The sequence below is a fragment of the [Clostridium] saccharolyticum WM1 genome, from assembly GCF_000144625.1.
Lineage (GTDB): Bacteria > Bacillota > Clostridia > Lachnospirales > Lachnospiraceae > Lacrimispora > Lacrimispora saccharolytica.
On the sequence record NC_014376.1, the window covers coordinates 2,724,218 to 2,746,806 of the forward strand.

General features: G+C 47.4%; 19 protein-coding genes. 1 reads left to right on the forward strand and 18 read right to left on the reverse strand.

What is annotated here, in order from left to right; genetic code table 11:
- Positions 1–69: 69 nt before the first annotated feature.
- From CLOSA_RS12715 to CLOSA_RS12745, 7 genes are all read right to left on the reverse strand, one after another.
- Positions 70–738 carry a Crp/Fnr family transcriptional regulator gene (locus CLOSA_RS12715; protein ID WP_013273177.1) on the reverse strand — a complete coding sequence of 223 codons (669 nt, stop codon included), beginning with the start codon at positions 736–738 and terminating at the stop codon, positions 70–72.
- Positions 739–757: 19 nt separating this feature from the next.
- Positions 758–2,491: a restriction endonuclease FokI C-terminal domain-containing protein gene (locus tag CLOSA_RS12720; protein ID WP_013273178.1), complete on the reverse strand. Its 1,734-nt coding sequence runs from the start codon at positions 2,489–2,491 to the stop codon at positions 758–760.
- A gap of 312 nt (positions 2,492–2,803) precedes the next feature.
- Positions 2,804–3,973 (reverse strand): DUF4317 domain-containing protein, encoded by a 1,170-nt coding sequence (locus CLOSA_RS12725; protein WP_013273179.1) that lies wholly within the window; start codon positions 3,971–3,973, stop codon positions 2,804–2,806.
- A 162-nt stretch (positions 3,974–4,135) separates the two neighbouring features.
- Positions 4,136–4,510 (reverse strand): desulfoferrodoxin family protein, encoded by a 375-nt coding sequence (locus CLOSA_RS12730; RefSeq protein WP_013273180.1) that lies wholly within the window; start codon positions 4,508–4,510, stop codon positions 4,136–4,138.
- Positions 4,511–4,603: 93 nt separating this feature from the next.
- A complete protein-coding gene (locus CLOSA_RS12735; RefSeq protein ID WP_013273181.1) occupies positions 4,604–5,368 on the reverse strand; it encodes a response regulator transcription factor in 765 nt (254 codons plus the stop codon).
- Positions 5,361–7,079 (reverse strand): histidine kinase, encoded by a 1,719-nt coding sequence (locus CLOSA_RS12740; RefSeq protein WP_013273182.1) that lies wholly within the window; start codon positions 7,077–7,079, stop codon positions 5,361–5,363. The genes CLOSA_RS12735 and CLOSA_RS12740 overlap by 8 nt, the downstream gene beginning before the upstream one ends.
- Positions 7,076–8,140, reverse strand: a complete 1,065-nt coding sequence (locus CLOSA_RS12745) for an extracellular solute-binding protein (protein ID WP_013273183.1) — start codon at positions 8,138–8,140, stop codon at positions 7,076–7,078. Before CLOSA_RS12745 ends, CLOSA_RS12740 begins: the two co-directional genes overlap by 4 nt.
- 130 nt (positions 8,141–8,270) lie before the next feature.
- Between CLOSA_RS12745 and CLOSA_RS12750 the strand changes: the two genes are divergently transcribed.
- Positions 8,271–9,116, forward strand: a complete 846-nt coding sequence (locus CLOSA_RS12750) for a hypothetical protein (protein WP_013273184.1) — start codon at positions 8,271–8,273, stop codon at positions 9,114–9,116.
- A gap of 61 nt (positions 9,117–9,177) precedes the next feature.
- On the opposite strand, the gene CLOSA_RS12755 is transcribed toward CLOSA_RS12750, so the two are convergent.
- The 11 genes from CLOSA_RS12755 to CLOSA_RS12805 all read right to left on the reverse strand — a co-directional run bounded on the left by CLOSA_RS12755 (position 9,178) and on the right by CLOSA_RS12805 (position 22,367).
- Positions 9,178–10,626 carry a phosphoglucomutase/phosphomannomutase family protein gene (locus tag CLOSA_RS12755; protein ID WP_013273185.1) on the reverse strand — a complete coding sequence of 483 codons (1,449 nt, stop codon included), beginning with the start codon at positions 10,624–10,626 and terminating at the stop codon, positions 9,178–9,180.
- 61 nt (positions 10,627–10,687) lie between these two features.
- Positions 10,688–12,340, reverse strand: a complete 1,653-nt coding sequence (locus CLOSA_RS12760; protein ID WP_013273186.1) for an ABC transporter permease — start codon at positions 12,338–12,340, stop codon at positions 10,688–10,690.
- Positions 12,334–13,413: an ABC transporter ATP-binding protein gene (locus CLOSA_RS12765; RefSeq protein WP_013273187.1), complete on the reverse strand. Its 1,080-nt coding sequence runs from the start codon at positions 13,411–13,413 to the stop codon at positions 12,334–12,336. The genes CLOSA_RS12760 and CLOSA_RS12765 overlap by 7 nt, the downstream gene beginning before the upstream one ends.
- Positions 13,414–13,529: 116 nt before the next feature.
- Positions 13,530–14,654 (reverse strand): ABC transporter substrate-binding protein, encoded by a 1,125-nt coding sequence (locus tag CLOSA_RS12770; protein WP_013273188.1) that lies wholly within the window; start codon positions 14,652–14,654, stop codon positions 13,530–13,532.
- Positions 14,655–14,946: 292 nt separating this feature from the next.
- Positions 14,947–16,698, reverse strand: a complete 1,752-nt coding sequence (locus tag CLOSA_RS12775; RefSeq protein WP_013273189.1) for an ABC transporter ATP-binding protein — start codon at positions 16,696–16,698, stop codon at positions 14,947–14,949.
- The gene (locus CLOSA_RS12780) at positions 16,691–18,514 is read right to left on the reverse strand and encodes an ABC transporter ATP-binding protein (RefSeq protein ID WP_013273190.1); all 1,824 of its coding nucleotides are present in this window, start codon (positions 18,512–18,514) and stop codon (positions 16,691–16,693) included. The genes CLOSA_RS12775 and CLOSA_RS12780 overlap by 8 nt, the downstream gene beginning before the upstream one ends.
- A gap of 124 nt (positions 18,515–18,638) precedes the next feature.
- On the reverse strand, positions 18,639–19,256 hold the full coding sequence (locus CLOSA_RS12785; RefSeq protein WP_013273191.1) for a TetR/AcrR family transcriptional regulator: 618 nt from the start codon (positions 19,254–19,256) through the stop codon (positions 18,639–18,641).
- Positions 19,257–19,395: 139 nt separating this feature from the next.
- Positions 19,396–20,265, reverse strand: coding sequence for a cysteine ABC transporter substrate-binding protein (locus CLOSA_RS12790; protein ID WP_013273192.1), 870 nt, complete (start codon positions 20,263–20,265; stop codon positions 19,396–19,398).
- 25 nt (positions 20,266–20,290) lie between these two features.
- On the reverse strand, positions 20,291–21,043 hold the full coding sequence (locus CLOSA_RS12795; RefSeq protein ID WP_013273193.1) for an amino acid ABC transporter ATP-binding protein: 753 nt from the start codon (positions 21,041–21,043) through the stop codon (positions 20,291–20,293).
- A 6-nt stretch (positions 21,044–21,049) separates the two neighbouring features.
- Positions 21,050–21,727 (reverse strand): amino acid ABC transporter permease, encoded by a 678-nt coding sequence (locus tag CLOSA_RS12800; RefSeq protein ID WP_013273194.1) that lies wholly within the window; start codon positions 21,725–21,727, stop codon positions 21,050–21,052.
- On the reverse strand, positions 21,708–22,367 hold the full coding sequence (locus CLOSA_RS12805; protein WP_013273195.1) for an amino acid ABC transporter permease: 660 nt from the start codon (positions 22,365–22,367) through the stop codon (positions 21,708–21,710). The genes CLOSA_RS12800 and CLOSA_RS12805 overlap by 20 nt, the downstream gene beginning before the upstream one ends.
- Positions 22,368–22,589: the final 222 nt, after the last annotated feature.

Genomic DNA, 22,589 nt, shown 5'->3' on the forward strand with positions numbered 1-22,589 from the left:
TATAATATAACTGTGATAGGAAAAGAATGCAAGGGAATTTCCCATGTTCTTCAAATAATACAAAAATTCCTATCTCAGACTGTCCTCAGCCAGCAGTTCCAGGCCCTTTTCATCAAGCAGCTCCACGCTGCCCCTGGTGATCCTTACCAGATGTTCCGTCTGAAACAGCCGTAAAAGCCGGGTCACCACTTCTCTTGCCGTTCCCAGGTGATGGGCGATCTGCTCATGGGTGATGGAAAGCTCCCTGGAACCGGTAAGCCTTTCCTCTTCCAAAAGAAAGGCGGCCAGGCGGCCATCCATTTTCTTATTTAAGACCTGATCCATCAGCCACATGACATCGGAAAAACGGGAAGCCATCAGCTCATTGGTAAAATTGGAGACTACTGCCGACTGCTCCATCAGCCTTTTGTAAACCTCCGGCGGTACCACGGTTACCACAGATTCCTGCTCCGCTTCCACCGTCACATCAAACTGGATATTTTTAACCATGCAGGGACCGGAAAAAAGGCAAATATCCCTTTCCAGCAAGCGGTAAAGGGTCAGTTCCCTCCCCTCATCGGATATCATGAAAACCCTAAGCTGCCCTGCGGATACCAGCAACAGTCCGCTGCAGCCATCTGCCCCGCCATGGACCAGCATACCCTTTTCAAACCTGACTTCCCTGGCATTTTCTTTTAAGAGCATTCTTTGTCTTTCCGTCAGCTTATTCCAGAAAGGAAGGTATTCTCCCAACACCATATTATCAACCTCCGTGTACCTAAGAACATTGAAACGCAATCTCATCATTGCAGTCAAAAAGTGCAAAACATTCTTTATAGCCCAGTCTTCCGGATTTGAGTTCTTCCGCCATCAAAAGAAGATTCATGGAATTGACAGCAGCCCCGCAGATTCCCGAACGCATCCGGATGTTATCAAGCCTCTCCTTAAATCCCCCGGTAAAGGTCCCTGAAACAAAAGCAAAATGATACCGTACCACGTCTTTATCAAAGATCTCCCACCATTTGTTTGGATTAAGCCTCTCGTTTCTCTCCTTGTTCTCCTCTATGTAGCGGTACATCTCGTCAGCCTGCTTAATGGGTAGGGAATATCCCTTTCCGTAAGCCTTATTATCTAGGATCAGCCCGTCTTCCCCGTAATACACGCACACATCCGGTTTCCTCGTGTCCCCAAGCCTGGCTCCCTTAAAATCCAGCTCGGCCGTCAAAAGCTGGGCCGTCTGGATCTCATAATCCCTGTCTGAAGTGCCGTCAAATCCCAGATCCAAAAGGATCAGATATTTATGATCCACATGAGTTAAATGGGATCTTAAAATATCCTTGCATAGGGACACCTCTGATTTCACCGGTGCCGGTTCCTGGTCTTCATAAGGCAGTTCAAGGCCGATTATTTCATCCATGATCCGATAGGAACCTCCTGTCTTCTTCACATGCAGCCCGATATTTTCAAAGCTTCGGATGTCATCAAGAATGGTCTCTTCCTCCTCTTCCATGCCAGCCGTCTTTAAATACGCCTTTATCTGCAAGGGGGAACGGTAGGCCCCTTCCAGGTATTTAATAATATGAGTCCTCCTGCTGCGTAAATAGTCCCGGTCAGCTACCTTGGTCGCCAGCATATCCCACAACACCCGCTTGGGGATTCTGGGAAATTTGGAAACACCGGTAACATGCTTTAATATGGTTCTTCCCTTTAAGGTCAGCTGGTATGACTGGGGAATGGTTCCTGTATAGGCCCTGCCTCCTATGGAAGCAGTCACCTCTTTCGACACCTTAATGACCCAGCCCATCTGTAAAAGCCAGCTGCAGATAGTCCTGACATATTTATCACTGGTACCTTCCGTATCCTGAAGAAGCTTTGTCTTCTCTTCTCTTGCCTCCGCTTCCGTCAGACCCTGAAGGATCATGTACTGGGGAATGGAAGTAAATCCGGCCTCTCCGATAAAACCAAGCCTTGCCCCGATCTCAAACTTTGTCAGATGTCCTTCTTCTCCCAGCAGGGACAGAACCCTGCATACGGGCGGGTAAGATAAAAATGCATTTTTTAATGCGAAAGCCTCCTCTTCGCTGCCCGCAGGCGCAACCGCATACAGCCGGCCCAGAGCGGACAGAGAGCAGACATCCTCCTTCCGGCTGTAATCAAGAAAACCAATGCTGACTGCCCATCTTAAAAAGGAATCAGCGGGCCAGTCGCTTTGGTATTCTTTCCTTTGCCCGGGCAGAACTGCCTGAATGATCCCGGAACAGGGGGCATTGCTCCTTGTATACCCCACAGGTGTCCCCTTTCCCTTTAAATGGGGATAAGGGATGGAAATTTCATTCCCGCTTAATTCCTGTATAAACTCATCTCTCCCGTCTTTTTCCGAAATAAGCCTGGGGATCTTATCCATACGCAGGCTCCTGTTAATCGCTGAATCCGGTACAAACGCGGAAACCACTTTTTTTAAGTTTTCCAGGGTATAGGCCTCCTGTACCCATCCAAATGTCCGATCTGCCACTGTTATTTCCTCTCTGTGCAATTCCTTTTTCCTGCCCGCATTCTTTAGGCAGAGCCCCTCTTTTACTGGGTGTAAAGCCACAGGGTATTTTCTTCAGTATACCATAGGCTCCCGTGATTGGCCACGTCATTTTCCATGGAAGGTGCAAAGGGTTTGGTTTGTTTGCCTCCTTCCATGACCCTTATGGCCGGGTCTGCTTTTCTTCTGCTCCGCACTGCAAAACACCGGCTTCCAAAACCAGGGCTTTTCTTGGTTTTTTTAATCCGGTACTGTTATTCCATCCTGCTGGTCCACTGGGCAATTTTTCTTTTGTCAGGGAACTGTTCCGATCTTCGGCTCCGCTGTCCTCTCCGCTCCAATGGGTCTTACGGTGATCCCGTTGATTTCCACATGCTCGCTGATGCCGATCACGATACATGGACGGCCGTCGATCATCCGGTTTTCCACCAGATGGGTCTTATCAGGCGCCACCTTGATGCTCACATCCGCAGTTTTGATCTCAAAGCTTTTGGTATTGACCACATTGGAGGCCAGGAAGGGAGGCACCGACGGTTCTTCACTCTCCCCATAACGCTGTTCAAACTCTTCCAGCTTTTCCTGGCTGGCTCCATTATTCTCTAAAAGCCGTTTCATCTGATACTTATCCAGGGTAAAGGGGGCCGGTTCATCCTTTGTTTCCTCCAGAATCTCATTTAAGCTCTCGTGAAGGCTTTTAACCGTCTCAAAATCGCAGTTATCTCCCAGAGTTTCTTCCACAATCGCCTGGAAGGTCTCTTTCTGGCTCTTGGCGGACATAGGTATCACACAGCCAAGCAGTTCGTCAATCAGGCGCTCCGGCATCTGCTCCGGGTTTTTGGCATAGTATAAGAGACTGTGTATATCTGTATTCCTGTCTGTAAAGGACGGAAATAAGAAGCCGGTTTCAGGAGCCTCTACAATCCAGTCCCTGCTGCGGTTTTGGATTGCGTTTGCCTCGGTATTGTAGCAAAGGCCTGCTTTCGACAGCTTTACCGGACAAATGGTACACTGGATGAATTCATAGACAAAATCTGAGGCATCATACATTTCCAGTCCATCGGATGATCTTGCGGGAATATCGTAGGCACAATGGATGAGGATGATATAAAAATTCTCTCCGTAATCATAGCTGGCAATGACCTTGTCGTAGAATTCCTCTATCAGTGCGTCATCCTTTAACTGGCTGTCCCGAAGCTTTAAAAGGAAATTCTGGGTTCCTCCCTCGGCCTCTGTATGTAAGGGAAATTCCATATTTACCATATTCTTGCCGATGGTTCCTGACAGAGCACTTCTGAAAATGTTGAAATACTTAAACGCTTCTTCCTCGGGGAGGGATAGAAATGCCTCCTTCAGCTCCGTCCGTTTGTTCTTTTCCGCGTCCACATAGCAGCCGCAGATCCGGCTGATGGCACAGTTGGCCGGAGTAAAAAGTTTCTTTATTTCGTTGGCTTCTTTCTTATTCATTCTACGGTCTTCTCCTATTCTAAAGTAAAGCTGCAAAATAATACTAGAGCAAATCAGGACAGAAGTCAAGAATTGGTATTGCTAAAGCAGGCTCATTGTTTCTCCTCTCTTTTCAATAGTAAAAAGCTCACAGACCCAAGCCTGTGAGCTTTTTCACTTTTCTTATTTATCTGCTTTCCATAATCCATGAAGATTACAGTATTCGTATGCTGCAATTACTTCATCTCCATCGCAAAGCATGAATTCAGCGACCGGCTTCTCTCCCGGGCTCAATACCTTTCTCTGATTGCCCTGCTTGGTCTCTAATGCAATCCAGCCAATGAAATGTTCTGGAAGCATTGGATGCTCAACGGATCCAACAGTGACCTTCACATGCGGTCCGTCAATCTCAATAACAGGAACGTGTTTCTCTGTTGCAGCATCTGTTGTATTGGCTACCAACTCATGCATATTTTCTCCGCAACATGTAATCGTACCACCTTTTTCCTCTACAACCGCCACAATATTACCACAACGGTTACACTTTAAAAACTTCATAGCAATAACCTCCTTCGTCTTTAGAATCCTTATTGAATTATATTCTCAGTATACCATAAAATTCTATAATTTACAATAGATCCCAATGCCATATCACCTGCCGCATCTTTCCTGGTATTCTGAGGGCGAAACTCCTAAAAGCTTTTTAAACTGCACACTGAAATAGGCTGTGTCCGAATACCCCACCTGGTCCGCCACCTCATACACCTTGACCCGGCAGTCCTTTAGCAGGGACATGGCTACCTGCATCCGGTAAAAAGTGAGGTAACTGGTAAAGGTATAATCCGTTTCCTTTTTCAGCACCCGGCTCAGATAGCCTTCGCTGATTTCCAGATATTCCGCCACCGTACTGATGGTAATATCCTCCTGATAATGCTTCCTTATAAACCTGGTAGCTTCATCCACATATTTGTTTTTGGATTTTTTAACTGCATGGAAACGGAGCACCGGGGCAGCCGTCTCTTCTGCAGCCTTTTCCGTGCCCTGTTCCATTTGGCTTCTGATATGCAGAATGGCCTGCTCTAAATCTCCATCCTTTAAGGGCTTTAAAAGGTAATCACTGACCCCCAGGCGCAAGGCGCTTTGGGCGTACTTAAAATCCCCATAAGCGGTCAAAATAATGAACCTGGCTTTGCAGCCTTCTTCCCGTAACCTGGTAATCATCTCTACTCCATCCATGCGGGGCATCTTCACATCTGTCACGATAATGTCCGGGGAGAGCCGCTTTGCCAGACAGACCCCCTCTTCCCCGTTGGCGGCCTCCCCCGCTATGACACAGTCCAAGACTGCCCAGTTAATGGTCAAAATGATTCCCCTGCGAACCATGGTCTCATCTTCCACTACAATGACTTTATACATCCGAAACCTCCCTCTGGACAGGCAGCCTTAAAGCAATGGTAGTTCCCTCCTTGGTTACCTCCGCTCTGATCCCGTATTCCTGCCCGTAATATATTTTCAGTATACGGATCACATTGTAAAGACCCAGGTGTCCATCTCTTTTGAAAGGATTGTCACTATTGATCCAGTCTGCCATTTCCTGGTCCATGCCGCACCCATCATCTGTAATGGAAATGCTTAGCACCCCATCCTTCTGGTCTGCAAAAATGCAGATGTACCCATTCTCGCACCCATCCAATCCATGGATGATGGCATTCTCGACCAATGGCTGTAACAGCATTCTGGGGACCATACATTCCTCCAGCTGGTCCGGTATCTCTGTTTCATAGAGAAAACGTCCCGTAAAACGGATTTTTTGGATCTGTATGTAGCTTTCAATGGTTTCCAGCTCCTCTCTTAAGGTAATGAAGGGCCGGCTGGATATGCTTCTTCTCAGGATCACCGCCAGATTCTCCGCCAATATGGCGATTTCCGGGATTTGATTGATCCTGGCATTCCATTTAATGGTATCCAGAGTATTATAGAGAAAATGCGGATTTAACTGGGTCTGATACAGCTTGATGGTGGTCTTGTTTAAATCCTTCTGCTTCTGGACGGTGTCTTCCAAGTATTTCTGCAGATCGCCTGTCATCTGGTTAAAGCTTTCCGTCAGCCGCCCCAGCTCATCCTGCCTGTTTGTATGAATACGGATGGATAAATCCCCCTTTTTTACCTTTGTCATGGCCTTATCCAACTGGCTCACAGGCTGGGCAATGCCTCTGGAGAGAGCACCGGAAATTATCATACAGAGGATCAGCCCCAGTACCGATAAAAGAATGCTTACTGTGCCCATGGTTCGGATAGCTCCGGCACTGATTGGTGCGGAACGCCTTAAGATAATATAGATTCCATGGGAAGGTTCCCTGGTCCATAAATATCTGGCAGATACTCCCCTCCCCTTTTCTCCTTCCTGTCCCGACACTCCGTGAAGGATGATGTCGTTGATCTCCTCTTCCCCATACTCCGGCCTTGAGCAGTAAATGGGTCTCTGGTGGGAATCCAGCAGCAGGAACGTATCCCCGGAGGAATAAAATCCATTGAACAGATTGTCGAAATTTTCCCGGGAAAAATCCAGAACTACGTACCCGGTCCTGGCTCCATGGGAATTTTCCAGGGAATAGGCTCCCTGCATCAGAACATTTTTATCTGTTCCCGGAAGATAAGGATCGGTCCTGTAATAGGTAATTTCTCTCGCACCCTGGGCTTTCCTTAACAGCCCCCAATGGACGGGGAGCGCACTGTTTTTGAAACCAGTATCCGTTGTAAAACGAAGCTTGCCGCCGGAATCATATATGCTGAACTGGGCACTGCTGTATATTTCCTGAACCGCCTGATATAAGGATAGGTACAAATCCTTCTGCATTTCAATGGCATCGTTGTCGATCATAACCCTGGCTGCTGTACCGTCTTGTGTAAACGCCTCACAGGCTTTCTCACAGTTTTCAAATAACTGGGTCAGCTTTGTGCTAACCTCCTCCAGCCGCCGGTTTCCCTCCACAGCCATCTGCCGGTTAATGGATGCGGTAAAAAGCCTGGTCACTACCACACTTGAAAAGGTGAGGGGCACCAGTGCTACCAGCAGACAGCCGAAAAACACCCGTGTTTTAAAAGAGAACCTTCGGTACCAATTCATCCTCCGGACCTCCTTTTGTAAAGAGACAGGGCCTCATTCCATTGTTTCAGAATTTCCTCCTTTTTCCGAGACAGCTCCTTTCCATCCATATCAATAATCTGGAGCCTGCTGACAGGAGAAAGTCCGGGAAAAGGAGGTACATCCAGCCGCACGGAGCGCCGGTTTAAATCAGAAACAAGGATCATCTGGGCATCCTTGCTGACCGTGAAATCCAAAAAACGCCTGGCCGTCTCCGGGTGGTTACAGCCGTTTACGATAGCCGTTCCATCCGGCAGTACCGTGGTCCCCTCTTTCGGGTAAATGTAATCCACATCTGCTCCTCCGGACCGCAGAGCCTGGGCCGCCCCCTCTATGGTAACCCCCAGGGAATACTTACCATCCATAATGCCGGAATTCACCTCCGATAAACTGGACAAATACCCGTATTCCAGGTTTTCTGCCAGCTGTTCCATATAGTCTCCTTCTCCCTGGTAGGTATAAACGGCCGTAGCCAGAGCCGAGGAATAGATATCTGACCGGCCGGGATCCATAAAAGCTACCCGGCCTTTCCATCTTGGCTCCAACAGGCTGGTCCAGCCTGCAGGCACCTCCCGGTATGTCACCACATTGGTGTTATACATGATGACCAGGGGGCAGGCGGAAAAGCCGGTCCATTTATGATCTCCGGACCGGAACGCCCCGGCTATGGATGGGATTTCAGAGCTTTCGTAAGCCTGCCAGTATTCCTTTTTCTCTTCCAGCGTCTCAATTCCCACCCCAAATATCACATCCCAGGTCACTCCTGCATCACCGTATGGACCGGTGCTGTCCTCCAAGGTTCTTAAAAGATCCTCCACAGACCCGGTTTCCACTTTTACGTTCAAGCCTGTACGCTCCTCAAACTCCTTGACCACAGGTTCACAGATTTCTTTCTCCTGGACTGTGTAAATCACCAGATCCGCCTGGGAAAGCATCGGCTGTTTCCCTGCTTTTGGCTGGCAGGAAGTCAGCAGAACGCAGCAAATAAGGGACAGCCCCCAGAACACGGGAGATTTTCCCTTGATCCCTTCAGAATGTTTCATAGCCGCCTCCTCTCCTGCCCTCTATATGGCTTCCTTTTATCCATTATACCAATAATAATCTCATTTTTCCATGGGCAAAAGGCTTCCTTTATGGTAAACTTTACCTAATAGACAACTGGAGGTGCCTGCCATGGCAGTACATATTATAGAACAATCCATAATCCCAAAACAAGCCGGAAGCTGCCTATGCGAGGATGGATTGTTTGTAAACGAGAACTTTATCGCCGTAATCGACGGCGTAACAAGCAAAGGGGTCCTTCCCTGGCCAGAATCCCCTGCGCCCGGCGGTGAAAGCATGACCAGCGGCCGCTATGCAAAAGAGGTACTCCTGAAAGCCTTAAGCACCTTGCCCCCTGCTATAGACGGGGCCGGTGCCATGGATTATTTAAACGAAGCTCTGGCCCGGGCCTGCGGTGCACGCCGTTCCATCCTGATGGAAAAGCCGGAAGAACGCCTGCAGGCCGTGATCATCCTGTACAGTCTCCACCACAGGGAGGTATGGGCCTTTGGTGATTGTCAGTGTCTCATTAACGGACGCCATTACCACCACGGCAAAGCCTTGGACAGCCTGCTTTCAGAGGTCAGAAGCCTTTATATTCAGACGGAGCTGCTTTTAGGCAGGTCGGAAGCATCTCTTTCCGGTCATGATACCGGAAGGGAATACATCCTTCCCCTCCTGCGCCGCCAGCTTCTTTTCGCCAATGAGGAATCTGTCTATGGATATGATGTACTAAACGGTTTTCCCATTCAGCCGGAGCATGTCATCATCTATCCTGTCCCCCCTCGTTCCCGGTTAGTTCTGGCAAGTGACGGCTATCCTGTCCTTAAGGAGACTCTGGCGGAAAGCGAGGCTGCTCTCAGGGATCTCATAGAAAAAGATCCCCTTTGCTTTCGGGAAAATAAAGGCACTAAAGGGCTGGTTAAAGGAAATGACAGCTTTGATGACCGCACCTATATCTGCTTCGACGCATTATAAAGAAAGAACAGACGGGCTGCTGCAAAAAGTAATGACTTTTTGCAGCAGCCTTTTTATTTTCCTATCCCTCCTGTAAACCCAAATACTCCTCAAACAAACTGCACACGCTTACAGAATCCGCCTCTGCCTCCATCTCGCAAAAAATCCGCAGCAGAGGCTCTGTGCCGGAGAATCTTGCAATCACCCAGCCGCCGTTTTTAAAGTAAACCTTACAGCCATCTTCATAAGAAATCTTTTTAATCTCAAAAGGAAGCTGGGGAAGCTCCCGGTCAAGCATAAGAATCCGGTTGATTCTCTCCTTTTCCCCGGTTGTAAAACGGTAATCCCGCTCCGTCATATGGATTGCCCCGTACTCCCGGCGGATGTCTGCAGCAATCTCAGACAGCTTTTTCCCGGATACGGCCATCATTTCGATGAGAAGAGAGGCAGCATAGATTCCATCCTTACCATGAATATGTCCCTTGACCGTAAGGCCTCCCGAAGACTCCCCTCCAATGATGGCATCTGTCTCCTGCATCTTTGCGGATACAAACTTAAACCCCACGGGTACCTCATAACATTTCTGCCCGAAGCTTTCTGCCACACGGTCCAGGACATGGGTGGTGGAAAGGCTGCGAACCGCCGGTCCCCGCCAGCCTTTGTATTTTAAAAGATAATAATACAGCATTACCAAAATATTATTGGCATGAAGATAGCGGCCCTGATCGTCTATGACACCCAGCCTGTCCGCATCTCCATCCGTGGCGATCCCAATATCACAGTATCGGTCCAGCACATAATTCTGTAAACTCCGCAAGGTCTGCTCTGTAGGTGCAGGCATTTTTCCTCCGAACAGGGTGTCATGCCGGTCGTTAATGGTTTCAATGGTACATCTGGCAACGGAAAGAATGGTGCTTAAGGCTGTCAGGCTCACTCCGTACATAGGGTCAATGGCAACCCGGAAATCCCGGGAGCGTATGGCATCCATGTCAATGACGGAAATAATATTATCCAGATATTCGTTTAATGGATTGATTTCTTCCACTATGCCCTTTTTTACCAGTTCCAGATAAGAGGTTGGCGGCATCTTTCCGGATTCCTCTTGATTTGGCTGGTATATGTTCTCTGCTTCCATCAGATATTCTTCAATATTCCCGGTCTGACTCTCATCTGCATCACGTCCTCCATAAGTAAACACCTTGATCCCATTATAAATGGCTGGATTATGACTGGCCGTTACCATCATACCGTAGCTTAGCCGGTGTTTCATCACATAAAACATAATAAGGGGAGTGGGGGAACTGCGGTTTATGAAAAATACCCTGATACCCTGATTTCCAAATATCTCACAGGCCCATATGACCGCCTCTTTTGACAGGAAGCGTCTGTCATATCCTATGACAATCCCTTCTTTTTCTTTTTTTTCCGCTTTCATTTTAAGGCTGACGGCAAGGGCCAGCTTCTGAATGTTTTCTTTTGTAAATTCTTCTCCGATAATGGCTCTCCAGCCTCCGGTGCCAAATGTTACCATCCTTTGTATTCCTCCTTTTTAAAATACCCAAAGCCTTCGAAAGAAAACTTTGGGCGGATTGTTATACAACTGAAACTCTCCCCTTGCTTACTTTTAAGAAAATAAGAAGGGATATAACCGTACTGACGGTCAGTATAGAGGCCAGTGCCGCTGCAGTACCATAGCTGTTTCGGACAACCTCCGTATAGATGGCCACGGATATGGTACTTGTTTTGCCGCCGTAAAGCATAACACTGGAGGACAGCTCATTGATGCAGGTGATCCAGCTTAATATTGCTCCTGACAGGATGCCAGGGGCCATGAGCCTTGCAGTAACCTTGGCAAAGGTTTTCATAGGGGACACGCCCAGGCTGATGGAGGCCTCCTCCACGCTGGGATCCATCTGCTGCAGAAATGCGCTTCCCGACCGCACCGTATAGGGCAGCTTCCTTACTACAAATGCTATAATCATAATAACAGCCGTTCCTGTAAGGATCAATGGCCGCTTATTAAATGCCACGATCAGGCTGATGCCCAGTACGGCGCCCGGAATAACAAAGGGAAACATAATAAGTAGATCCATCAGCTGTCCTGCAATTCCTTTCTGCCGCACCACGATGTAGGATATCAGCATGCCCAGCACGATTATAAACACAATGGCTGATGCAGAAAACAAAAACGTATTCCGGATATTGGTCCAAAGCCTGTTAAAAATCGTCACATAGCTTTCTATGCTGAAGCCCTTCTTAAAGCCTGTAAAATCGTTTTTTACAAAGCTGCTGACCACCACTACGATCTGGGGAAGAATGCCGATAAAGGTTACCAGCATAACGGGCAATGTTACCAGAAACCGTTTTAAACCGTGAAGCTGTTCTTCCTTCGGCGGTCTCATGGCTGTCATGACATAATTTTTTCTGGTTACAAAATATTTTTGAAGCAAAAGCACCGTAGTGGAACAGAGCACCACAATCACGGATAAGGCACTGGCTAAATGAGCATTTCCGCCGATCTCGCTCATATATTCGTTGTATACCAGCACAGGAAGAACCATGTAGCCTTCACCGATAAGCATGGGAGTACCAAAGTCCGCAAGGCTGGTCATGAATACCATAATGGCTCCGGCAGCAATGGAAGGCAGAATGACCGGTATGGTAATGGTCATAAGCCTGCGCAGCTTGTTGCTTCCCAGATTCTCTGCTGCTTCCTCAAGGCTTGAGTCAATGCTGCCCATTGCTCCTGACGTATATAAGTACACATAAGGAAACAGTTTAAACGTGAAAACAAGAATAATGCCCAGCTTTCCATAAATGCCGGGAAGATGGATTCCGATTCCTTCAAAAAACCGTGTCACAAAGCCTGCACGCCCGAACAGCATGATCCAGCTGTAAGCGCCGATAAAGGGCGGACTCATAAGGCTCATTATGATAAATATGTGAATAAAACGCTTTCCAAAAACGTTGTATCTGGACATGAGATAGGCCATGGGCACCCCTACGGCCAGTGTCGTAGCCGTGGTGACAATGGAGACGAACAGGCTTCGCCCAAGAGAGGAATAATAATACTTCTTTGTAAAGAACCGGATGTAGTTCTCAAGAGTGAAGCCTTCCACCTTGCCGGAAAAAAAACTTCGGGTGATCAGGGTGCAGAATGGATAAATCAAAAACAGCAGCATAAAACCAACTACCACCACTTTTACCCAGAACCAGAAGTCCAGCTTCCTTCCTTTCTTTACCATGATATCACCTCCTGGGTCTGGGCATCGTATACCCCCACCGCACGGATATCAAAGTTCACCCGAACCTCCTGACCGTCCGGCCGTAAGTTGCCGGCATCCTTTGTATATTCGTTTAATTGTATGGTCTGACCGTTGTTTAACTGAATCTCATACTCAATAAAATCACCCAGGAACGTGGAAATGACGATCCGGCCCGGCAGTCCTTCCTTATCATCAAAAAACAGCTGTTCCGGCCTTGCGGAAATGATCCCTTTCCCTTTATAGGCGGATTTCAGCCTGCAGGATAAACTGCATTCCTCTTTGATGTTTAAAACGGCTTTGTCAGGGTTGCTTCCATCCACTTCGCAATCAATGAAGTTTGATACCCCGATGAAACCGGCTACAAAGGTGTTTCCCGGTTTCTTATAAATCTCTTCCGGTGATCCCACCTGCATGATATTGCCTTCTTTCATAACTGCGATCCGGTCGGATATGGCCAGAGCCTCCTCCTGATCATGGGTAACGTAAATGGTGGTGATCCCAAGACGCCTTTGCAGCTTCTTGATCACCGTTCTCATCTGCACTCTCAGCTTTGCATCCAGGTTGGATAAGGGCTCATCCATGAGAAGTACGCCCGGCTCAATGACAAAAGCCCTTGCCAGAGCCACCCGCTGCTGCTGGCCGCCGGACAGCTCATTGGGCTTTCTGTCCTTTAGGTTTTTGATCTGCACCAGGTCCAGAGCCTCCTCCACCTTACGGCCGATCTGGTCCTTGGGATATTTTTTAGCTTTCAGTCCGTAGGCTACATTCTCTGCCACGGTCAGATGGGGAAAGATGGCGTAATTCTGGAATACCATGCCGATATCCCTCTTGTGGGCCTCCATGTTATTGATTACCTTGTCATCAAAGCAGATCTCCCCGCCATCCACCGAATTGAAGCCTGCGATCATACGCAGCAGAGTCGTCTTACCACATCCGGATGGGCCAAGCAATGTGAAAAATTCTCCCGGCTTCATCTCCAGATCCACCCCATTTAGCGCTGTAAAATCACCGTACTTTTTCACGGCCTGTTGAATAATTACTGCATGGCTCATACGTTTCGCTCCTCCTTAACCCTTTGGCTCTCTTCCTGTCTCTTACAGCAAAAGACCGTCCTGTCCCCGAAGGGCCGGGACAGTCTTTTTTTGTCAAAATGTATTCCTATCCTTGATTAATTGACCATAATATCATTGAACTTTTCAATAATGGCTTCTTTTTCATTTGCCGCCCAGTCAAAGTCATAATCCACCAGCACGATATCCTGCAGCTTCGCCATTCCCTCGCCTACTTCCATGTCGCTTCTTACCGGACGGCGTCCCCAGTTCTTACTCTGCTCGGTCTGGCATTCCTTAGATGTGACGAAATCAATAAACAGCTTTGCATTTTCCTCGTTGGGAGCGCCCTTTACTAAAGCTACCCCATCCGGCACTGCGCTGGTCCCGTCTTTGGGATATACGAATCCAACCGATGGATCATCCTTGTACTGGACTGCAGATTTCTCCAGAGTCAGGCCTACGTAGAACTCACCGTCTGCAACCATCTTGTGGCACTTACCGGAAGAATCCACGATCTTCCCATCCAGATTGTCATATAATTTCTTAATGAAATCCCAGCCGGCCTCTTTGCCGCCATGGCCCAGAATCATCGTGCACAGCTGCGTGTACGCGGAGCCGGACTTGGAGGGCAGGCAGTATGCGATCTTGCCTTTCCATTCAGGCTTTGTTAAATCCTCCCAGGTCTCAGGAATGGCCAGGCCTTCCTTCTGGATCAAATCCTTATTGTAAAAAATGACCATGGGCAGCGGGCTTTCACCGATCCACATGTCATCGGCATCCTTATAGGCATCACCGATGAACTCATCGTTGGCGCATACATAGGGTGCAAAGTAATCCTTAAATGCTGCCAGGGAATCAGCACCGCCGCCCCATAACACGTCAGCAATGGGGTTTGCGGATTCGGCTGCAATACGGTTGCACAGTTCACCTGTCCCGGCAGCTACCACCTCCACCTTTACATTGGGATATTTCTCCATGAATAAGTTCACACCAGCATTAAGCGGGTCCGCATCGTGGGGAGAATATACAACAACGGTTCCTTTGTAATCCTCCGGAGCCTTTGCTGCTGCCTCCCCTCCGGACTTGGACTCCTCTGCCTTAGTTTCTGCAGAAGCCGCCGTTGTCTCCGCAGAAGGCTGGGGAGCTGCCGTGGTTTCCGCCTGCTTTGTGCCGCCGCTGCATGCGGATAGGCTTAATGCTGCCAGTGCTGCCAGTGAAGCTGTTAATAATCTTTTTTTCATATACAACCTCTCCTTTATAAAATTATTATTGTTCACGAATCTTTGGAAATGTTTTGATTCCGATGGTCTTATTATAAGTTTTCTATGTGCATTTTTCCATTTAATATTCTTACATTTCTTTTGTCATCCTGAACTTCTGCACTATTTTTCATTTTTTTCACCTGCATACATGTGCATATCGTCCAACAAAAATACCGGATACCGCCGGATCGGGCTATGGGAAAAGGCGGACAGGAATTCATCTTGTTCTAAAACAATCAGGCCGCCCAAATGGCGGCCTGATTCATTACTCTTATACGCTCCAGCCCATGCTTTCCTGCTGGATCCGGTATAGACGTTCATAAAGACCCTTGTTATTCATCAGTTCTTCATGTTTGCCCTCTTCAACTATCCTGCCTTCATTGAGCACAATGATTTTATCTGCACTTGATACAGTTCTTAAGCGGTGAGCGATGACAATTACGGTTTTTCCCTGGATCAGCCTGGAAATTGCCTGTTGAATAAGGGCTTCGTTTTCAGGGTCAAGGGAGGCGGTGGCTTCGTCCAACAGCACAATCGGTGCATTTTTTAAAAGCGCCCGGGCAATGGAGATGCGCTGCCGTTCCCCTCCGGAAAGGGTGCTTCCATTTTCCCCAAGCATTGTCTGATACCCATGGGGCATGGAGCTTATAAACCCATCACAGCAGGCAGCCTTTGCCGCTTCCAGAACTTCTTTCTCCGTAGCTTCCATGTTTCCGATGCGGATATTATTGTAGACCGTATCGTTAAACAGCACCACATCCTGAAACACAAAGGACATATAGCTCATCAGGTACTCCGGATCAAGGGTTTTAACATCAATTCCTCCAATTTTCACACAGCCCTGGTTCACATCCCAAAACCGGGCAATGAGTTTTGAGATGGTGCTTTTCCCGCAGCCCGAAGGCCCTACCAGCGCTGTGATGGAATCGGAAGGAATGGATACCGTAAGGTTTTTGATAACCATATCCTCCCCTGGGCTTTCCATATGATAACCGAAAGAAACATTTTCAAAATCAATATTCCAGTGTGTCAGAGAGTCCGCTGATTCTCCTTCCATAACCGGTACGGTCATAAGGGTCCGCATCCGCCTCGTGGCCACCCTGTGGTAAAACAGTTCCGGCAAAAGGGTGAATTCCACAAGAACCGGACCGTATATTCTGACAACAATGACAAAAAACATCAGCATGGGGATCAGTTGTATACTGCCTCCTGTCAGCAGATAAGTTCCTGTGAAAACAGTAAGCCCAACTCCCGCCTGTAAGATCATCTGGGCTCCTGTAACAAAAATGCCGGTACCAAATTCCATTTGAATCGCCATTTTCTTCATCTGTCGAAGGGCATTATCCAGAGCCGAAAACTTGGAACCATAAAGCCCGCAGGCCTTAATGACCTTGATCCCTTCCAGGTACTCCTGTACCTGATCAGACGCTTTCAGCTTTGCCTCCACCTGCTTTTCGCTTAAATGGGCCTGGATCTTTTTACTTCCTAGGATAACGAGCAGCGCTGCAGGCACAGTGATGAAAATGGAGAGAGCCATTCTCCAGTCAAAATTAGCCATCATAATGCAGATAATGGTTATGGAGATGGCATTGGCGCCCAGCTGAGGGATGATGTGGCTTAAAACATGTTCCGTTGTGGAACAGTCTGCCATAATATTAGTGGTCAGCTCAGAAAGATCCTTTGAATTAAAAAAGCTCATGGGCAGTCTCCTGATCCGTTCGGCAACACGGATCCTTGAATTCTCCGCTTCCAGATAAGAAGTGACATATGTTTTTTTATAATCATTTTTGCTGGCTAAGAATACCAGCACTGCCGCAGCAACACCGCAGCCGAACAAAAACCACATCCTGCCCCAGGATATCTCCTGTGCCATCAGCGGCATAAGAAGCTGGGCAAACACCTGGATGGTCACCATAAAAGGCAGCATAAGTGCCAGATTGGTGATGGTACAGGCTGCCACTGCCTTTTTTAAGTCTGAATAACCTTTGTCGGTAAGCATCAATACTTCCTTCCATCTACGCATGTTCTTTCATCCCCTTTCTGTCCATCTTCCAGTCAATCGCTTTGGTATACACATTCCACATATCAAAGTATTTCCCTTGCTTTGCCAGTAATTCCTCATGGCGGCCCTGTTCTATTATCCGGCCCTTGTCAACCACGACGATCTTGCCTGCGCTGCGGATGGTTGATAAACGGTGGGCAATCATAATCACGGTTTTCCCATGCATCAGCCTTTGAAATGCCTGCTGGATCAAATGCTCGTTCTCAGGGTCTGAAAATGCGGTCGCTTCATCCAAAAGCACAATGGGTGAATCTTTTACAATGGCTCTGGCGATTGCAATGCGCTGCTGTTCTCCTCCTGAGAGATGAACGCCTTTTGTGCCAATGACCGTATGGTATTTTTCCGGAAGTTTTTCAATAAACTCATGGCACTGGGCTGCCTTGGCGGCTGCGATCACCTGCTCGTCAGTGGCACTCTGGTTTCCAAGACGGATATTGTCCATAATGCTTTGCTTAAAAAGGAACACATCCTGGAATACAAAGCTGACCTTTTCCATCAGGTATTCGCTTCTCATTTGACGCACATCAACGCCTCCGATCCGGATCCTTCCCTCTGTCACATCAAAAAACCGGGGGATGAGATGGGCTATTGTACTCTTTCCACCTCCTGAAGGGCCAACGATGGCAGTAATCTGGTTTTCCTCCGCCCGGAAGGAGATATGAGAAAGTGCCTGAGCGTCCTGGCCAAAGTAGGAAAAGGCCACATTTTCAAAAACGATCTCATGGCTGGAAATTTCCTTAGGATTTTGAGGCAGAGAAAGCTGCGGAGCCTGCAGAATCTCATCCATGCGCTCCACTCCTCCCAAGATCTGCATGCCTCCGGTGGAAACATACATGATCTTCATCAAAACGGAAGCAATAGAGGGAACAAAAATAAGATAAAAGATGAACGTGGCAGCATAGCCGGAATAATCTGATGTATTTATCCCGATCAGGATTCCCACGGGAATCAGGAACAGGTAAATGTTATTAATGACCGTGTGAAACAATGACATATAGTTTTCCCAGCTTAACGTATAAGGAATGACCATCCGGGTGTATTCTTTAATGGCACTGTGCATCCGGCGGAAGGAATAGACGGTTTGCTTAAAAGCCTTAACAACGGTGATTCCACGGACGTATTCCACGGAAGCATTGTTCATATCCTCCAGGGCGCTCTGGTACTTTTCCATCATAGCTTTCGCCCCGTCATTGCCATAGGCTTTTATCTGGATCCCAAGGGCGATGACAATTCCGGCTGCAGCAGCAAGCCCAAAGCGCCAATCCACTGCAAGAAGAATGACCAGCATGACCACCGGAGCTACAAAGGAGGCCACTAGATCCGGCAGCTGATGGGCGATGAAGCCTTCGATCTTCTCAATATTCTCATCCATAATCTTTCTCAGCTTACCGCTTCCCACCAGCATATGAAACCCCAGAGGCAGCCCTGCAAGATGAGAAGCAAAGTTTATCTTCAGTTCATACAGCGTGCCAAACGCAGCCAGATGAGAGCATACCAAAGCCGCAAAATACAGCAATACATTGAGCATAATCCCCCCAAAAGCCAGCCAGCCATATCCAATGGTCCTTTGCAGTTTTAAATTCTCAAATTCAGGAAACACACCCATGACTTCCTTCACCACAAAGTATATGGCAATATACGGGATAAACGAGGCAACAGAGGCCAGCCCCGATAAGATTATGGAAGAAACCATCAAAGGTTTTTTGGTAGCCGCAAGCTCCATCAACCTGGCCATACCGGTTTTGGGCTTAGCTGCCGAAGATTTTTTTTGATTCATAACGAACCACCTTTCTTTGTAAATTCAATAACAGCTTAGTTAGTTTTGACTAACCAAGAGTCAGAGATATCCGCTGGATTTCAATGAAATAACCATATTTAGGAATCAACTATGAGTAACAGATTTAAAGCCCCATGATCTTCTTCCAGCCGGCATGCTGGAACCTCCCAAGCACAAGAGAATAAGAAAGAGCTTTTTCCCTTGAGACATCATGAGCCACAAACTCTAAAATCTGCTGAAAAAAGGAACGGGACAAAATGTGGACCAGGGTGCTGTCTATATCCATAACCTCATGCCCCAGTTCCCTCATGGCTTCGATAAAATCCCAGCTTGACTTCTCTTCAATCTGAGCCAGCTGTGCGAAATAGCTGTCACAGCTTCCCGAAATACCCTTGCAAAATAACAGCTTAAATAGGTCAAACCGGTCATAAATGTAATGAATCATCCACGGAATCGTATCATCGGTAATCGTTTCCAGGGCTGCGGCCTGCTCAATGGGAGGAAGGCATGCAAATTCTTCATGAACCTGTCGGTACCTTTCCAAAAGTCCATCGGCCGCATCTCCTGTCAGGGCATCAAACAACGCTTCTTTGCTGGGAAAATACCCGTAAATGGCCCCTGTTGTCACAGAAGCCTCCCTGGCAATCCTTCTTAGGGAAGCCCCTTCATATCCATATTCCATAAACTCCTTCCTGCCCGCCTCTAAAATGGCCAGACGCGTTTCATTTACCTGAGTGCTCATTTTTTCTCCTTTTATAACACTGTTATATAACAATCCTATTATGGAATGAAAAAGGCAGGACGTCAATACGCCCTGCCGGTTATATTTCTCATTAAGCCCTTAAAAACGACTGTTGATATTTTTTCTCAAATTCTGTTTCCTAAACCTGGCCGCCTTCCACCACCAGATTTTCCGGGTCAATTTCATCTCCATACACAGGCTTTAAGGTTTCCTCAAAATCCTTATGGAAAAATTGTTCCTTGCCAAGAGTTTCGATCTCGCTGTTGATCCAGTCCAAAAGCTCCTTGTTTCCTTTCTGAACCGCCGGAGCAATGGTATCTAAGTTCCCGATGGATTCGATTCCTACCGTAAATCCCTTGTTTTGGAGAGCCCATGCAAGTACTTCTGTATTATCGGTGGAGAAGGCATCCCCTCTTCCGTCCAGAAGAGCATCGTAAGCTTCCTGATACTCATCAAACTTTAATAGCTTTACTTCTTGATGATTTTCGGAAAAATAGGTCTCAGCAGTGGTTCCCTTTACCACAATCAGGGTCTTATCCTTTAACTGAGTCACATCGGAAATCAAAGCAGCATCAGGAGAAACCACGCCAAGAGCCACCTTCATATAAGGAAGTGCAAAATCCACCTGTTCCTTTCTCTCATCTGTCACGGTGAAATTAGCAAGGATCACATCCACCTTGGCGGATTTTAAATATTCCACCCGGCTGGCCGCCTCCACGTATACGAATTCAGCTTTATCCTCACTTCCCAGTAAGTCCTTTGCCAGGCGTTTTGCAAAATACACATCATAGCCCTGGATTTTTCCGTTGGAATCCACATATCCAAATGGATTCTTATCGCTGAACACGCCGATTTTGATGGTCCCATCTTCCTTGATCTCAGACAAGGTTCTTGCCTTTGCAGAAGCCCCGCCTGTGGTTCCGGGATTATCCTTTGCCTGGCTGCAGCCTGCCAAAAGCCCTGCTGCCAGGGTTACGCCTAATAATACGCCCAGTATTTTCTTCTTCATTATTGAATCCTCCATTTTTTTTATTTTATAACGCTTCATAATGAAACGTATTTAAAAACTGCTTTGCCCGGTCCGTACGGGGAGAGGTAAAAAACTCTTCCGGACGGCTTTCTTCCACGATCACTCCCTGATCCATAAACAGGATGCGGTCAGCCACTGCTTTGGCAAATTCCATTTCATGTGTGACGATGACCATTGTCATACCGTCCTTTGCCAGCTCCAGCACCACTTGTAAAACCTCCCGTACCATCTCCGGATCCAGGGCTGCCGTGATCTCATCTAAGAGCAGAATTTCCGGATGCATAATAAGTGCCCTTACAATGGCCACTCTTTGCTTCTGCCCTCCGGACAGCTGCCTGGGAAAGGAATCCCTTTTCTCCAGTAGCCCTACCCTGGACAGAAGCTGCTGCGCTTCCTCTGTCACTTCTCTCTTATCCCTCTTCTGTACCTTTAAAGGAGCCAGAAGAATATTCCCCAGAATGGTCTTGTGAGGGAACAGATCATAGCTTTGAAATACCATGCCGATTTTCTGTCTTATTTCATAAACATCCCGTTTGCTTCTGTCAACCAACCGGTCCTTAAACTGAATGGTGCCGGAATCGATGGGCTCCAGCATGTTGAGACATCGTAAGAAGGTACTTTTTCCGCAGCCGGAAGGCCCTACCACCACTACGACCTCTCCTCTTTCCAAGGTAAAGGAAATATCCTTTAAAACCGGCTGCCCACTTTCATAGGACTTCCTAAGATTTTCTGTTTTTAAAATCTTTTCCTGATTCATTTTTTATCAATCCTTTAATTTTTTATCTAACAGGGCAGCGGCCCTGGAAAACGGGTAACAGATGGCAAAGTACAGAAGGAAGATCACCCCGTATACCCAGAGGGCCGCATCAGGAACTGTGTACCTGGATGCGTCAATGACCTGCTTTCCTACCTTGACGACCTCGATCACGCCGATCAGCACCACCAGAGACGTGGTTTTGATCATTCTCGTTAAAAGGTTCATGACCGACGGAAGCAGCCTTCTTATGGTCTGGGGGATCACAATATACCGGTATACCTGAAGCACTGTCATCCCCAGGCCAAATCCGCTTTGATACTGATGGACCGGTATGGATTCCAGAGCACTTCGTACCAGATCGCCCATTTCCGCCGTCCCCCAAAAGGTAAATACAATGACCGCAGCCATTTGCCCGGAGAAATTCACGTTCAAATGCTTTGCAGCTCCAAAATAAACGAGAAACAAAAGAACCAGCTGAGGCATGATCCGGACTGTCTCCAGATAAATCCTTGTAAAAAACTTAACCGGCATTTTTTTGCTGGTCATGAGCATACCAAGTAGGATTCCAAGTCCCACGGATAAAACCATAGACATGACCGCGATCCGGAGAGACACCCAGAGTCCGCCAAACAGCCGGAAAAAATTATTTCCCTCAAACAGTATCCTAATTCCCAAATTCTGCATAACGGACCCTCCTTTCTATCCAGGAACAGAGCAAGGATATTGGCAGCAAAATGATTAAGTATGCTGCCACCAGCATTAAGAGAGCCTCATCTGTTTTATAATAGATTCCAATCAGATCCTTTGCCACAAACATTAAATCAGCCAGCGCCACCGCACTGAACACCGATGTTTCTTTTATAAGAAATATGATGTTGGCGCAAAATACAGGGACTGAGGTAGTAACCGCCTGTGGAAGGATGATATGACGGAATACCTGCCCCTTGGTAAGTCCCAGGCTGAGACCCGATTCTGACTGGATGACCGGTACCTGTTCCATTCCCGTGCGGAATGCTTCCGCCATGTAGCTTCCTCCTAAAAATGCCAGCCCTGTCACTGCACAGCTTTCAGAGCTTAATACAACACCGATTTTAGGAAGTCCGAAGTATAAAAAGAACAGCTGGATCAAAAGCGGCGTATTTCTGGATACTTCAATATAGCCATTCACAATACTCTTTAACACCGGTATCTTAATAATCCTGACCAGGCTGCACAAAAGGCCAATGGCTGATGAAAGCAGGATTCCCAGAAAAGAGATTCGGAGTGTCATACCTGCCGCTTCAATATACAGCGGCGTATAGGCACGTATAAATTCAAAATCCATGATTTTTTCTTTTTCCCTCCTTTTTTCTTATATGATCTGTCATTGTATTCCTCCCTTTTTATTAATAAATGCAAAAGGAAGCAGGTATACGCATATACCTGCTTCCTTCCATTTATTTTCTCTGTATTACAAGATAAAAAATTGGAAATCAGATACCAAGACGCGCACGCAAATAAACTGTATCTCTTCTCAGGAAGCATCTACAGCAACAACATTTCATCG